At 41.8% G+C, this 15,308-nt stretch carries 13 protein-coding genes; 8 read left to right on the top strand and 5 right to left on the bottom strand.

Features of this window, described 5'->3' with window-relative positions:
* Positions 1-73: 73 nt before the first annotated feature.
* The 7 genes from VC28_RS06280 (at position 74) to VC28_RS06250 (ending at position 9,631) form a co-directional block, all read left to right on the top strand.
* Positions 74-1,426, top strand: coding sequence for a phosphohexomutase domain-containing protein (locus tag VC28_RS06280; RefSeq protein WP_049629894.1), 1,353 nt, complete (start codon positions 74-76; stop codon positions 1,424-1,426).
* A 24-nt stretch (positions 1,427-1,450) separates the two neighbouring features.
* Positions 1,451-2,335 carry a UTP--glucose-1-phosphate uridylyltransferase GalU gene (gene galU / locus VC28_RS06275; RefSeq protein WP_082191434.1) on the top strand — a complete coding sequence of 295 codons (885 nt, stop codon included), beginning with the start codon at positions 1,451-1,453 and terminating at the stop codon, positions 2,333-2,335.
* Between the two features lie 98 nt (positions 2,336-2,433).
* Complete coding sequence (locus tag VC28_RS06270) at positions 2,434-3,846, top strand: mannose-1-phosphate guanylyltransferase/mannose-6-phosphate isomerase (RefSeq protein ID WP_049629892.1); 1,413 nt, start codon at positions 2,434-2,436, stop codon at positions 3,844-3,846.
* A 27-nt stretch (positions 3,847-3,873) separates the two neighbouring features.
* Positions 3,874-5,214 (top strand): UDP-glucose dehydrogenase family protein, encoded by a 1,341-nt coding sequence (locus VC28_RS06265; RefSeq protein ID WP_049629891.1) that lies wholly within the window; start codon positions 3,874-3,876, stop codon positions 5,212-5,214.
* Positions 5,215-5,505: 291 nt separating this feature from the next.
* Positions 5,506-7,185 (top strand): 30S ribosomal protein S1, encoded by a 1,680-nt coding sequence (gene rpsA / locus VC28_RS06260; protein ID WP_049632213.1) that lies wholly within the window; start codon positions 5,506-5,508, stop codon positions 7,183-7,185.
* A gap of 145 nt (positions 7,186-7,330) precedes the next feature.
* Positions 7,331-7,624 (top strand): integration host factor subunit beta, encoded by a 294-nt coding sequence (gene ihfB / locus VC28_RS06255; protein WP_049629890.1) that lies wholly within the window; start codon positions 7,331-7,333, stop codon positions 7,622-7,624.
* A 120-nt stretch (positions 7,625-7,744) separates the two neighbouring features.
* Positions 7,745-9,631 carry a polysaccharide biosynthesis protein gene (locus VC28_RS06250; RefSeq protein WP_049629889.1) on the top strand — a complete coding sequence of 629 codons (1,887 nt, stop codon included), beginning with the start codon at positions 7,745-7,747 and terminating at the stop codon, positions 9,629-9,631.
* Here VC28_RS06250 and VC28_RS06245 read toward each other — a convergent pair.
* On the bottom strand, positions 9,628-10,635 hold the full coding sequence (locus tag VC28_RS06245) for an MraY family glycosyltransferase (RefSeq protein ID WP_049629888.1): 1,008 nt from the start codon (positions 10,633-10,635) through the stop codon (positions 9,628-9,630). The two genes, VC28_RS06250 and VC28_RS06245, sit on opposite strands and share 4 nt — an antisense overlap.
* Positions 10,636-11,014: 379 nt before the next feature.
* On the opposite strand from VC28_RS06245, the gene VC28_RS06240 reads away from it, so the two are divergent.
* Complete coding sequence (locus VC28_RS06240) at positions 11,015-12,328, top strand: ammonium transporter (RefSeq protein WP_369799023.1); 1,314 nt, start codon at positions 11,015-11,017, stop codon at positions 12,326-12,328.
* A 69-nt stretch (positions 12,329-12,397) separates the two neighbouring features.
* Here the strand turns inward: VC28_RS06240 and rlmB are convergent, their stop codons facing one another.
* The 4 genes from rlmB to VC28_RS06220 are packed head-to-tail and all read right to left on the bottom strand — an operon-like array spanning position 12,398 to position 15,293.
* Positions 12,398-13,174, bottom strand: coding sequence for a 23S rRNA (guanosine(2251)-2'-O)-methyltransferase RlmB (gene rlmB, locus VC28_RS06235; protein WP_049629887.1), 777 nt, complete (start codon positions 13,172-13,174; stop codon positions 12,398-12,400).
* Positions 13,175-13,203: 29 nt separating this feature from the next.
* On the bottom strand, positions 13,204-13,974 hold the full coding sequence (locus tag VC28_RS06230; protein ID WP_049629886.1) for a pyridoxine 5'-phosphate synthase: 771 nt from the start codon (positions 13,972-13,974) through the stop codon (positions 13,204-13,206).
* Positions 13,971-14,621, bottom strand: coding sequence for a peptidylprolyl isomerase (locus VC28_RS06225; RefSeq protein WP_049632211.1), 651 nt, complete (start codon positions 14,619-14,621; stop codon positions 13,971-13,973). Before VC28_RS06225 ends, VC28_RS06230 begins: the two co-directional genes overlap by 4 nt.
* Before the next feature lie 12 nt (positions 14,622-14,633).
* On the bottom strand, positions 14,634-15,293 hold the full coding sequence (locus tag VC28_RS06220; protein WP_231591665.1) for a TIGR04211 family SH3 domain-containing protein: 660 nt from the start codon (positions 15,291-15,293) through the stop codon (positions 14,634-14,636).
* Positions 15,294-15,308 lie beyond the last annotated feature (15 nt).

The raw sequence follows: 15,308 nt of genomic DNA, 5'->3' as shown, positions 1-15,308 counted from the left end.
TATAGATAACAACATAATTAAACACGAGAACATCGGGCTAAACGTTATTATCAACACAAGATGGGATTACAGTATGACTCTAACTTGCTTTAAAGCCTATGATATTCGCGGAAAATTGGGAGACGAACTCAATGAAGATGTTGCTTATAGAATTGGCCGGGCTTATGCGCAATTTTTACAACCTAAGAGTGTAGTCGTGGGTGGAGATGTACGCCTGACAAGCAAAGCGTTGAAAGTTGCTTTAAGTAATGGTTTGCGAGACGAAGGGGTTGATGTTATTGATATTGGTATGACAGGAACGGAGGAGATTTATTTTGCTACCAGCCATCTAAAAACAGATGGAGGGATAGAGATAACAGCAAGTCATAACCCTATTGATTACAACGGAATGAAGCTGGTGCGAGCAAACTCCAAACCTATCAGCGGAGACACTGGGTTAAACGATATTAAGCGTTTGGCAGAAGAAAATAATTTTTCTCCTGTGAATTTTTCTTCTCGCGGTAGTATTCGTGAAGTGAATATTCTTGAAGCGTATGTGCAACACTTGGTTTCTTATGTTGATGTTTCTCAATTAAAACCTCTGAAGTTGGTTGTGAATGCCGGCAATGGTGCCGCTGGTCATGTTATCGATGCAATAGAAAAGCATCTTCCATTTGAATTTATTAAAATCAACCACGAGCCGGATGGCTCGTTTCCAAATGGTATTCCCAATCCGTTGCTAGTTGAAAATCGTGCCTCTACGACAGAGGCAGTTATTGCTCATAAGGCAGATATGGGTATTGCATGGGATGGAGATTTTGATCGTTGCTTCTTGTTTGATGAAACTGGAGCTTTCACGGAAGGGTATTATATCGTAGGGCTTTTGGCTGAAGCGTTTTTGTTAAAAAATCCCGGGGCTAAAATTATTCATGACCCGCGTTTGACGTGGAATACTTTAGATATCGCGCAAAAAAATGGTGGTTATGCGATACAGTCAAAAACTGGGCACGCTTTTATTAAGGAGCGTATGCGTGAAGAGGATGCTGTCTATGGCGGTGAGATGAGTGCGCATCATTACTTCAGAGATTTTTTTTACTGTGATAGCGGAATGATTCCTTGGCTATTAGTTTGTGAGTTGCTTTCCAGAAAGCAAGAAAAATTGTCTCGTTTGCTTGAAGACCGAATCGCTAAATTTCCGTCTCCGGGTGAAATTAATAGTCATGTAGCCGACCCAAAAACAGCGATTGATAAGGTTTTTGATCGGTATGTAAATTTTGCAAAAGCAATTGATAAAACTGACGGAATCAGTCTTGAGTTCGACGAGTGGCGGTTTAATTTACGAATGTCCAATACCGAGCCGGTAGTTCGTTTAAATTTAGAGAGTCGCAATAGTCCGGATTTGTTGAGCCAAAAAACAAAAGAAATTTTGACGTTACTCAATAGCTAAAATAAAAACTTTAAAGGTGTAATTATGCAAGTTAAAAAAGCAGTTATTCCGGTTGCGGGTCTTGGAACTCGTATGCTCCCTGCAACTAAAGCGATTCCCAAAGAAATGCTCCCTGTTGTCGATAAGCCTCTAATTCAATATGTAATTGAAGAAGCTGCAGCCGCTGGCATTAAAGAAATTGTTTTGGTGACGCATGCCAGTAAAAACGCAATTGAAAATCATTTCGATACCAGTTTTGAGCTGGAGGCTCAACTTGAATCCCGGTTAAAGCGCTCATTACTTGCGGAGGTGCGATCTATAACACCTTCTGGTCTAACTGTGATTTCTGTGCGCCAAGCTGAAGCAAAAGGTTTGGGGCATGCCATTCTTTGTGCAAAATCTGTTGTGGGTGATGAGCCATTTGCAGTATTGCTCCCCGATGTGATTGTTGATAATGCTGAGTGCAATCTGCGACAAGAGAATCTTGCAGGAATGACAAAACGATTTGAAGAAACCGGAAATAGTCAAATTTTGGTTGAACAGGTTCCACAAGAGCAAGTCGATAAATACGGTGTTGTGGATTGTGCAGGCGTGGAAATTCCAGTTGGGAAAACAGCCAAAATTAATGCAATGGTAGAAAAACCTCCTGTAGATGAGGCTCCTTCGAATATGGCTATCGTTGGACGTTATGTTTTGTCAAAGACGGTATGGGATTTGTTAGCTAAAACTATGCCTGGTGCTGGTGGTGAGATACAACTAACGGATGCGCTTGATGCATTGCTTGCTCAAGAAGTAGTTGAAGCATATCAATTAGTTGGTCGTAGTCACGATTGTGGAACGAAAATTGGATATTTAATGGCAAATGTTATTTATGGCGAGCGGCATCCAGAGATAGGTAAAGCTTTCAAGGCATTTATGGATGCGCGCTAATCCAATAGATTCCAATCTTCTGGATTGGATGCAATAAAGTCTTATATGCTCGTCTGTTTCGGTAGTTTCGGAATTCACACTTTCATAAGGAGTAGTAATTGATTATTCCAGTAATATTGGCTGGTGGTTCGGGGACTCGCCTTTGGCCTTTGTCTCGCAAGCATTATCCTAAACAGCTATTAAAGCTGTTTGGCGATAAAACGATGTTGCAGCAGACTCTATTGCGTCTTCATGGTGTCCCCAATCTGGCTCCTCCAATTGTTGTTTGCAATGAAGAGCATAGATTCATGGTTGCCGAACAATTGCATGAAATTGGGCAAAAAAAGTCATCTATTATTTTGGAACCGATAGCTCGTAATACGGCTCCGGCTCTTGCTCTTGCGGCAATTCATGCGCGCGCAGTAGGAGATAATCCCATTCTGCTGGTGTTATCTGCTGATCACATGATTAAAGATGTTGACGTTTTCCAAATTGCTTTATCGAAGGCAATAGAAGCTGCAAATCTTGGGTGCCTCGCAACTTTTGGTGTGATGCCCACCAGGCCAGAGACAGGCTATGGGTATATTAAAACAGATAACGTTTCTAGTTCCGGTGACTTCTTTCCGGTGGCTCAGTTTGTGGAGAAGCCGGACTTAACAACTGCAGAAAAATATCTCTCAGAGGGTTGTTATTATTGGAATAGCGGCATGTTTGTATTTCAAACAAATGTGTTTTTACAAGAGCTGCAAGCTCAAAGTCCCGACGTTGTAGTTGCTGCAGAGCAAGCTAAGGTTTGGGCTGTTCAGGATTTGGATTTTATCCGAGTTGATAAAGAGTCTTTTGCTCATGCGCCGAATATTTCCATTGATTATGCTTTGATGGAAAAAAGTAAAAATGTCGTTTGTGTTCCTCTGGCTGCTGGTTGGAGTGATGTAGGTGATTGGAAGTCATTCTGGGATCTTTCGGATAAAGATGATGCAGGAAATAGTTTAATTGGGGATAGTATTGATATCAACTCAACTAATACCTTGGTCTTTTCTCAAGATAAATTGGTGGCCACTTTGGGTGTTAATAATTTAATGATTATTAACACGCCTGATGCAGTGTTAGTCGCTGATAAATCTCAGGCTCAGCAGGTAAAGTCTATTATCACTCAAATAGAAAAACAAAATCGTTCCGAGCATTTGCAGCACCGAGAAATTTATCGACCTTGGGGTTGTTATGATGCGATCGATTCTGGTGATCGATATCAGGTCAATCGGATAAGGGTAAAACCTGGTGGGAGCTTGTCATTACAAATTCATCACCATAGGGCAGAGCACTGGATTGTGGTAAAAGGAACTGCTTTGGTTCAAAAAGGCGATGAAACTATTTTGCTCTCAGAAAATGAGTCCACTTATATCCCTGTTGGCACAAAACATAGATTAAGTAATCCGGGGAAAATACCCTTAGAAATAATTGAGGTTCAGTCAGGGCCGTATCTACTGGAAGACGATGTTGTTCGCTATGAAGACAGTTATGGGCGCTCTTAAATATTTTAAAAGGCTAGGGAGTTTCTAATGAAAGTTACTGTATTTGGGACTGGCTATGTTGGTTTGGTAACCGGCGCTTGTTTGGCTGATGTAGGGCATGATGTGTTGTGCGTAGACATTGACCAGAGAAAAGTGGATAACCTTAATGTAGGTATAATTCCAATATATGAACCGGGATTGGAATCGATTGTTAAGCAGGCTGTGCAGAATGGACTTCTAAATTTTACGACTAATATGGATAAAGCGGTTCAGCATGGTGAGCTGCAATTTATTGCTGTCGGAACCCCATCGGGTGAAGATGGTTCGGCTGATCTTCAGTATGTGGTTGCAGTTGCAAAAACTATCGGCCAACGAATAACTGATTATCGAGTTATTGTTAATAAATCAACCGTACCGATCGGTACTGCTGAAATTGTGCGGGATGCCCTTTCTAAAGAGCTCAAGGCGAGGGATGTGAATATCGCATTTGATGTGGTTTCTAATCCGGAGTTTTTAAAGGAGGGTGCCGCTGTTAATGATTTTATGAAGCCGGATCGTATAGTCGTTGGTACCGATAGTGAAAGGGCGGAGCAGTTGCTGCGAGAGCTTTATGCTCCTTTCAATCGAAGCCATGACCGTATGATTTTTATGGATGTCCGCTCTGCAGAACTAACCAAATATGCAGCTAACGCAATGCTTGCAACTAAAATCAGTTTTATCAATGAAATGGCTAATTTAGCCGAGCTGTTAGGCGCTGATATTGAGAGGGTTCGGAATGGTATCGGTGCTGATCCGCGTATTGGGTATCATTTCATTTATCCCGGGTGTGGTTACGGAGGCTCTTGTTTTCCAAAAGATGTCAAAGCGCTGATTAATATTGCACAAAACGTCGATTACAACGCAGGTCTGATGGAAGCGGTAGATCGAGTCAACCAAGCACAGAAGCATAAATTGTTTAGTTACATCGAGCGGCATTTTGGCGGTGATTTGGGAGGAAAGGTGTTTGCTTTGTGGGGGTTGGCGTTCAAGCCCAACACTGATGATATGCGAGAAGCTCCCAGTAGAACTTTAATGGAATCACTATGGGCTGCTGGCGCTAAAGTGCAAGCGTTTGATCCGGTGGCAATGGAAGAAACACAGCACATATATGGTATGAGAGATGATCTTAAACTCGTTGGTACAAAAGAGGCTGCGTTGGAGAGGGCTGACGGCCTAATTATTTGCACAGAATGGAAAAATTTTAGAGCGCCTAATTTCGATTTGCTCAAGGCTGCACTCAAAAACCCGGTTGTCTTTGATGGTCGTAACCTCTATGAACCTGACCGAATGCATAACTTGGGCTTCCAGTATTATGCAGTAGGGCGTGGTTTGAGTGTTGTAAGTAATTGATTTAATGAGGGCATTTGAGCGTTAATGCCCTCATTCTCTACTATATTTCTGACAATTTTCATCATTTGCATGGTGTAGCATATATTGCTAAGCCCTTGAAAAATAAAGGGCATTCGGATACCCTTGCGCACCTGCTAATATCTTACCATTTGTGCATATTCAGCAGTGGCGATGGTTACAACACCCAGCCTGAGGGAACCTCGTCTTACATTAACTGACCCGTATGACTGGCCATGCGGCACAGGCCAATCATTTTTATGATTGAGCTCTTTTATAGGTATCACCATGAGTATGACTGAAAGTTTTGCTGAGTTATTTGAAGAAAGCCTGAAAACCGTTGATATGGTTCCGGGTACTATCGTTACTGGCGTAGTTATCGACATTGATAAGGATTGGGTTACTGTCCACGCTGGCTTGAAATCTGAAGGTGTTATTCCCGCAGAACAATTCCGTAACGAACTGGGTGAGTTGAATCTCCAGATCGGCGACGAAGTCCAGGTAGCATTGGAAAGTGTGGAAGATGGTTTCGGTGAGACCAAACTGTCCCGCGAGAAAGCCAAGCGCGCTGAAGCTTGGAAAATCCTCGAAGCAGCTCACGTTGCTGAAGAAGTCATCAAAGGTGTTATCAATGGTAAGGTCAAGGGTGGTTTCACCGTTGATGTTGCTGGTATCCGTGCCTTCCTTCCTGGCTCTTTGGTAGATGTTCGCCCTGTGCGCGAAACAACTCACCTTGAAGGTAAAGAGCTGGAGTTCAAAGTAATCAAATTGGACCAAAAGCGTAACAACGTTGTTGTCTCTCGCCGTGCGGTATTGGAACAAGCTAACTCTGTTGAGCGTGATGAGCTGTTGGCTACCCTGCAAGAAGGTCAGGCGGTTAAAGGTATTGTTAAGAACCTTACCGATTACGGTGCTTTCGTTGACCTGGGCGGCGTAGATGGTCTGCTGCACATTACCGATATGGCGTGGAAGCGTATCAAGCATCCAGGCGAGATTGTAAATGTTGGTGATGAAATCGACGTTAAAGTATTGAAGTTTGACCGTGAGCGTAACCGTGTATCCCTTGGTCTGAAGCAATTGGGTGAAGACCCATGGTTGGCTATCACCAAGCGTTATCCAGAGGGTGCTCGAGTTAAAGCTAAAGTAACCAACCTTACCGATTACGGTTGCTTCGCTGAGCTGGAAGAGGGTGTTGAAGGTTTGATCCACGTTTCTGAAATGGATTGGACTAACAAGAACATTCACCCATCCAAAGTGGTTCAGTTGGGCGATGAAATCGAAGTTATGGTTCTGGATATTGACGAAGAGCGCCGTCGTATCTCTCTCGGCTTGAAACAATGTCAAGAGAATCCATGGGATGCATTTGCTCGCACTTGCGCGAAAGGCGACAAGATCAGCGGTAAAATCAAGTCAATCACTGACTTCGGTATTTTCATCGGTTTGGACGGTGGCATTGATGGTCTGGTTCATTTGTCAGACATCTCTTGGCACGAAGCTGGCGAAGAAGCTGTTCGCAAGTATAAGAAAGGCGATGAGCTGGAAACTGTTGTATTGGCAATCGATCCAGAGCGCGAGCGTATTTCTCTCGGTATCAAGCAACTTGAAACTGATCCATTCTCAGAATATGTTTCTGTAAATGACAAAGGTGCAGTTGTTAAAGGTATTGTTAAGGAAGTTGAAGCTAAGGCTGCAGTGATCACTTTGGCTGATGATGTTGAAGCTGTACTTAAAGCATCTGAGCTGAGTCGTGAGAAAGTTGAAGATGCTCGTAACTTGCTTAAAGTGGGTGATGAAGTTGAAGCTAAAATTATTGCAGTAGATCGCAAGAATCGTAGCATTAGTTTGTCAGTTAAATCTAAAGATGTGGAAGATGAAAAGGCTGCAATTAAAGAGCTTTCAGCAAAACAGTCTGATCAAGCATCACCAACAACTTTGGGCGATCTGATTAAGGCTCAAATGCAAAGTAAAGAATAATTTTACTTTGTATCGTCTGTGGTCGGAAAAAATCCGGCCACAGACTCACTAATTCTATAATGTTGTGTTTTCTTCTTTGCATAAGTTTTTGTAGTAGTTATTTGGTTGTTTTGCTTGAACGTTTTTAAATAACAGAGAGCAGGTTATGACAAAGTCAGAATTGATTGAATACATTACCGAAAAACAAAATCAGTTGACTATCAAAGATGTCGAAATGTCGGTCAAGTTATTGCTTGATTATATGTCTGATATCCTTGCTGCTGGTGAGCGAATAGAAATCCGTGGCTTCGGAAGTTTTTCATTGCATTATCGTGCTCCAAGAACGGGTAGAAATCCAAAAACCGGAGATGCTGTCGTGCTTGAGGGAAAATATGTTCCTCACTTTAAGCCTGGTAAGGAAATGCGTGATCGCGTTAATGAGAGTATTACGAAACCGTGATTGGAAGTTTTTTGTCCATATATATACACAGAAGATCGAATAAAGTTATTTCCTTTCATACTGTAAATCCCCTCCTAATATAGTTTTTTCGTTTTGTGTGCCTCGCTTGAGTTGCTGCTTATGTTCAGAAGATTATTTGAAGCCTCTCGTCCCACAAAACGATTCATCTCTCTTGCGTACGATGCTTTGGCGATAACTATTGGTGTATATCTATCGATTTGTCTGCGCTTAGGGACATTTGATATTGTTATTACCGGCAAAGAGCTTGCTGCAGTAGCTATTACGATATTTACAAGTTTGTTTGTTTTTATTCGATTGGGAATGTATCGGGCAATCCTTAGATATATGACCCAACCTGCAATTGTTACTATTGTTTTGTGTGTGTTTTTATCTGGTGCTGCATTAGCAGTCTCGGGTTTCATGACTTACTCAAAAATCCCTCGCTCTGTTCCTTTTATCTATATTGCACTGATGATTTTTTTGATTGGTGGGCCAAGATTGCTGGTCAGACAGATTATTTTAATGCTTGGTGCACTACCTGCAAAAGAAGCTATTCCTGTTATTGTTTACGGTGCTGGACGCACTGGTCATCAATTGCTTCAGGCATTACAAGATACGGGATATCGTGTTGTAGCATTTGTTGACGACAATAAATTTTTACATGGCACTTTGCTTGCCAACATTAAAATTTACTCGCCAAAATCTATTCCGAAATTAATTTCAGCTACTGGTGCCAATAAGTTGCTGCTAGCTCTGGGGCGAGCTTCACATAGCGTAAGGCTTGATATCATAAAAAAACTTGAGCGCTATCATATTAATGTCCAAACAATTCCAGAATTTTCCGATATTGTTTCTGGAAAAGCCCGCATTGAAAATGTTCGCGACGTAGATATCGATGATTTACTGGGGCGGGATAGTGTGCAACCAATGCCTCATTTGATGGAGGGATCTGTTTTTAATAAAGTGGTGTTAGTGACGGGTGCTGGCGGTTCTATTGGTGGTGAACTTTGTCGCCAGCTTATTGAGCTTAAGCCAAAAAAACTCATACTTTTAGATCATAACGAATTTAGTCTTTACAGTATTGAGCGTGAACTCATAGGTAAAAACATTGATCAGGTAGAGCTGCTGGCTGTTCTGGGTTCAGTGCAAAACAGTGTGTTGCTTGAATCGCTTATGGGTAATCATGCTGTTCAAACGGTATACCACGCGGCTGCGTATAAACATGTCCCTTTGGTTGAAAATAATTGTGTAGAGGGAATGAAGAATAATGTATTCGGAACACTATATTGTGCGGAAGCCGCTATAAAAACAGGCGTGGAGTTATTGGTTCTTATTTCAACTGATAAGGCTGTTCGCCCTACGAATCTTATGGGGGCTTCAAAGCGTTTAGCTGAGTTGATTTTACAAAGCTTGGCTGAAAAACAAACGGCTACCCGCTTTGTTATGGTTAGATTTGGCAATGTGCTTGGCTCTTCTGGCTCTGTGGTTCCTGTTTTTCGCCAGCAAATAAAAGAGGGAGGGCCTGTAACAGTCACTCATCCAGATATTATTCGTTACTTCATGACTATCCGTGAAGCCGCGCAATTGGTTATTCAAGCTGGAACAATGGGACATGGTGGTGATGTTTTTGTATTGGATATGGGAGAGCCTGTAAAAATTGTCGATCTTGCTCGACGCATGATCAATCTTTCCGGTTTAAGTGTGCGCGATGAGGATGACCGTAATGGCGATATTGATATTAGTTACACTGGGTTAAGACCCGGAGAAAAATTATTCGAAGAGTTGCTTATTGGTGATAACGTTTCACCTACGGAGCACAGTAGGATTTTTCGCGCAATGGAGCAATATGTTTCATGGCGAGAGATGGAGCTGTTTTTGCGTGAGCTGTCGCTTGCTTGTGATGTTGGGGATGCCGCCCAAGTAAAGTCTTTATTGTTCAAAGTACCTACAGGTTATTTGGGTGATCTGTCGGATAATGGTTTTACTAAATCTTTGCTTGAAGATTAGTCTGGATGCCCTGCATTATATTTTCTGGCAATAAAAATTAATGGCCCATAGGCGATCAAAAGTCCTATTAAAGGATTAAGAATGTTTGCGCTGGTTGCAACAGCTAATGGGAACAGCCACAGACTATTGATGGCGACTATTGTCAACGTGATGGATGTGTGTGATTTATAAATGCGTGCGCATTTTTGATATGCATGTGATCTATGGCCTTGTGAAAAAGCTTGCCTACTAATAATCCTATGAAATAGCGTATAGCTTGCATCTACAATAAATACAGCAAGCATTATCATCCATGCAGCAGTCAGGCTATAGTTTTCGCGGGAGTGCTCAATCACAAGAAGGCCAAAACTTAAACCTAACAATAAACTTCCTGAGTCCCCCATAAACAATTTGGCGTTTGGAAAATTCCAAAATAAAAACCCAAACGCACAAGCCATTACTATAAACATTATATATGTACTGTCTTGATGCATATCTTGGAATGTATAAATAAAAATCATTCCCATACATACACTTATCGCTTCTAGTGCAGCTAATCCGTTAATACCATCCATAAAGTTATACAAATTTGTCATCCAGGTGGAGAACAAAATCATTGCTAAAATCATTATATAGTCTTGTGCAGAAGGGTATTTCCAAGATTGTTCTGTGATGATAAGAAAAAGCACTGCGAATGTGGCAATAGATATTTGCGTAAGCAAACGTAATTTAACGCTTAGATTAAAAAAATCATCACAAATCCCAAGGAGTGATATCAGGCTGATTGGAATGATTAGCCAAAAAACAATGCGTTCCTCTAAATATCCCAAAATGACTGCAATGATAGTTGTTATGAGTGTGCTAATTAGTATTGCTATTCCACCACCTCTGGGTGTTGGCTCTTCATGTGAGCTGCGCATATTGGGCGTATCTAATAAACGCCCCCCCAAATAAAGAATAACAATGCGTGATAGCGCTAAAGATAAGCACAGGGGTAAGAGAAAAAGAATCAACCATTTGGTCAAAGGATGGCTCCATCAGGAATTGGGCATAAGGTCATTAGTAATAACGCTTGGAGTCTGGCGATGATCTTATGCGGTGCATTTAATTTTGATTGCGCCTTTTAATGGTGCAATATTGTTTTATTGGGGGTTTTCATTTTTTCATATCTGCATGAAAAATATAGAGAAAAGTTTTATGGCTTGGTATTTGCTTTCTTAGCGCGCCTTTTGTGTTTTTTGTTGCTGCTTGTCTTTTTTTGCCCCAAAAGTGATCTATTTTAGCGCTGCGATAGTTTAACTTTTTCAAATTTTGTCAGCTAATTAACAAATTCTGATTCAAAATGAGGCAATAAGCTAAGCAGAGCCAACCACTATTTAATCTAAAAATCATCACGGGGTACTTATGAAAACGATGAATTTTCCCATTCAAATGTTATTGGGCGCAATACTGGCGATTCCAGCTCAGAGTGTTTTTGCCCAAGAGGCCTCACTTAATGCTGCCAATACAGCTTGGATATTGACCTCTACTGCTCTTGTATTATTCATGACTCTGCCAGGTTTGGCTCTTTTCTATGGCGGCTTGGTTCGCGTTAAAAATATTCTGTCGGTGTTGATGCAGTGCTTCGCAATTGCTTGTTTGGTTTCGTTACTTTGGCTTATTGCTGGGTATAGTTTGGCCTTCGGTACCGGTAATGCATGGATCGGCGATTTTAGTATGGTTTTTATGGCGAGTATCTCTGAAGATGCTCTTGCAGGTGACATTCCTTTAAGTCTACACGCGATGTATCAAATGACGTTTGCCATCATTACTCCTGCATTAATTGTGGGCGCTTTTGCTGAGCGTATGAAATTCTCGTCCATGTTAATTTTTTCGGCGTTATGGTTATTTGCTGTTTATATTCCTGTGTGCCATTGGGTTTGGGCTGGATCCGGATGGTTATTTGAAAAAGGTTTATTGGACTTTGCTGGTGGTACTGTAGTGCATATTACGGCAGGCGTTGCTGCATTGGTGGCGGCAATTGTGCTTGGTAAGCGTAATGGGTTTCCGACAACGGCAATGCCTCCACACAACATGACAATGACTGTCACTGGCGCAGGGATGCTCTGGGTGGGTTGGTTCGGATTCAATGCAGGTAGCGCCTTGGCTGCTAATGGTAATGCTGCCATGGCGATGCTTGTAACACACATTTCTGCTGCTGCAGGAGCTTTGGCGTGGATGGCTATTGAATGGATGCGCTTTAGAAAACCAAGCGTTTTGGGCATTGTTACCGGAATGGTTGCAGGCCTGGGGACAATTACCCCCGCGTCTGGCTATGTTGGCCCTGGTGGTGCATTAATAATTGGTTTGGCCGCCGGTATTATTTGTTTTGTGATGACCCAGTTGGTTAAGCGTGTCTGGAAAATTGATGATTCATTGGATGTGTTTCCTGTGCACGGAATAGGTGGTGTTTTAGGTACTATCTTGGCTGGTGTATTTGCTTCGACTGAGCTTGGTGCATTTAGCGGACAAGGTTTTGCGGCTGGCATAAACTCAATGAGTGAGCAGCTTGGGGTGCAGCTTCTGGGGGTAATCGTTACATTTGTTTACACCGCCATAGTGACTTATGTTTTGCTGAAATTGACGGGGGTCTTCACATCTGGATTACGTGTTACTAAAGAAGAAGAAACCATAGGTCTTGATTTAAGCTTGCATGAAGAGGATGGTTATAAGTTGTAATTGAGCTACCCCATAAAAAAAGAGGAGTTTAACTCCTCTTTTTTTATGGGGGCCTGGGTGGTAAAAATATTATTTGAATGCAATGAGCGCCGCAGTGACGGCAACGTTTAAAGACTCAACGCCATTATTCATGGGGATACAAATTTTTTCATTGCATAGGTTAAATATTTCCGTAGAAATACCTTCAGATTCATTTCCAAGTACATAGATGCAGGGGGCATCGGGAGAGAACTTCTTTAGCTCTTTTGTGGCGTGAGACGATAACGCACAAACAAGCGCGCCATTTTTTTTAAAGTCTATTAATGCGTGCGCCAAATCTTTACAGCGTAAGAGTGGTGCGCGGAATACGGTGCCAGCACTTGCTTTGATAACAAGCGGGTCAATTTGAGCATTACCTTTTTGTGGCAGCAAAATTCCATCAATGTTTCCTGCACAAGCTGAGCGTATAATCATTCCCAAATTTTGGGGATTTTGTACCCCATCAAGCGCGAGCAGGGTGTAGTTTTTTTGTGAATGACTTTTGCTTAAAAACTCATCATAAAGTGCATATCCACGTAATTGTAAATCTGCTGCAACCCCTTGATCTTGGTTGGCATTTTTCGAAATGCGTGACAACGCCTGACGATCATGAAAAACAATCTCTGCGCCCTTGCTTTTTGCAAGCTCTATTATTTCATCAAGGATGGATGCTGTTTTATTGCTCTTGGCTAAATGTAGTCGATATATAAATGTGGAACTATCTTGCAGTGCTTCAAGAACGGTTTTTCGTCCATAAACAGTCATTAGGGAATCGAAAAATCGTTTTTTTTCCAGATACTCTGGACTGTCTTCGCGGATTTTATTCATGATGAGTACAGGAGAAAATAAAGAGAGGTTTAGGAGCTGCAGATAGTTTTGTAAGTGTGTACTGCTTTAGGTAGACCCATTGCAATAGCATCTACAGTAAGTGCATGTCCAATTGAAACTTCTAGCAACCCGGGAACCTTACGAAAATGAGCCAGATTTTCTAAATTTAGATCATGGCCTGCGTTCAGACCTATACCAATTTTTTGAGCCTGAATGGCGGCTGACATATAAGCTTGAAACAAAGTGTTAAAATTATCATCATTATTTTTATAAGCTTCTGCATAAGGGCCAGTGTAAAGCTCTATACGATCTGCCCCCAACTCTTTGGCAAGACTGATTTGTTCCGTGTCTGGATCCATAAATAAACTGACACGAACTCCAATATCGTGTAGCTCACGAATAAGAGGCTGCAGTTTTTTTCCTGCAAGATGAAGATTAAAACCGTGGTCAGATGTTAGTTGATCATTCGAATCTGGCACTAATGTACATTGATGAGGACGAACATCATGAACCAACTTGAGGAATCCGGGGAAATCGCCCATGGCTTCTGCATAAGGATTCCCTTCAATATTAAACTCGATTCCAGGAAAAGATTTAACTAGCTCGCTTAGCTCATATACATCACGTGGACGAATATGGCGCTGATCTGGCCGTGGATGAACTGTAAGTCCATCCGCGCCAGCCCGAATACACGTCTCGCCATGTGCAACCACATCAGGATAATTGCCTGGGCGCGAGTTTCTGATCAATGCAATTTTATTTAAATTTACACTGAGTGCTGTTTTATTGCTGAAGCTCATTGAACAGGTACCACTGCATCTTTAAAACTGGATGGTTTAGGGGATTGCTGGGTTTCAATTAAAGTTTTGAAATCACTGCTGTCAATCCGTGAAGCACTCAAAATTCGAACAGCATAATTAGGTGCTTCCGGGAATGCTTTGAACATTCCACGAGGCTCCTGTGCGATTTTTTCTATCACATCCATTCCCCACACAACTTTACCGAATACGGTATAGCCAGGTTTGGTATCGGTGGCATTTAATCCGGGGTTATTGTTCAAATTTACATAAAACTGTGCGGTTGCGCTATTTGGATCCTGTTGTCTTGCCATGGCCACGCTTTTGTAGTCGTTTTTCAATCCATTTACGGATTCATTTACGATTGGGGCGCGAGTTTCCTTTTCGGCGAAATCAAAAGTCATGCCTCCACCCTGTACAACAAATCCGGGCACGACACGATGAAATATGGTTCCGTCGTAAAACTTGGAATCAACATAATCTAAAAAATTTTTAACAGTCACAGGCGCTGCTTTTGGTTGTAGTTCAATAACGAAAACGCCCAAATCGGTTTTAATTGCAACCAGTACATTCTGTGCTACAGCGAAGCTCGATATGACAGATAAGCAAAGAGCCGTAATCAATTTCATGGTTTGTTTCATAGTCATCATTACGACCTTCATTTAGCGCCATTCCGACTTGCGTTTACGGCGACCTAACGCTTGCAACACAAAAGATAGAAAAACCCCTCCAAATACTAATCCGCCACCATATACCCAGTGGTTGAATCGATCTGTATTTTTTAGTTTTTCATTTTCAGCTTTTAGTATGTCAGCATGGGTCTGCAATAGTTGGTTTTCTTTGAGTATGCGTTGATGCTCTTCTTCCAAATTTAACGCTGTGGTTGCGGCTTGACGCATATCTTCTGTGTCGGTTAGCAATTGCTGATGTTCTTGTTGAATTTTTTCAAGCTGCTCTTTTAGCTGTGTATTTTCTGATTGCAGCTCCAAGGTGTTACGAGATGCGTTTGAAAGCGCAGCCAATTGCATCGCGGCTGTCGGTTTATCGGTAATATTTTGACTGCGAACCCAACCCTCAGTGCCATCAGGAGTGACAACTAGCGACCACAAATTATTATCGCTGCCTGTTTCTTCGCGAATGAAATTTAATTTCGTTCCGCTGGCCAAGCCTTGTTGCAAAATGCTAGCTTGAGGTGTTTTGTCACTCCTGACGGGAATATAAATGACATCGGAAACGTATTTGTCAGTAGCTATAGCATGCATGCTAAATATAGGTGCGATAAATAACGATAAAGTACTACCGTAAAGAAATATTTTTTTCACAGTTGTTGTAGTCCT

The sequence above is a fragment of the Cellvibrio sp. pealriver genome (assembly GCF_001183545.1).
In the GTDB taxonomy this organism is placed as follows: Bacteria; Pseudomonadota; Gammaproteobacteria; order Pseudomonadales; family Cellvibrionaceae; genus Cellvibrio.
This window is presented reverse-complemented; position numbering and strand designations above follow the sequence as displayed.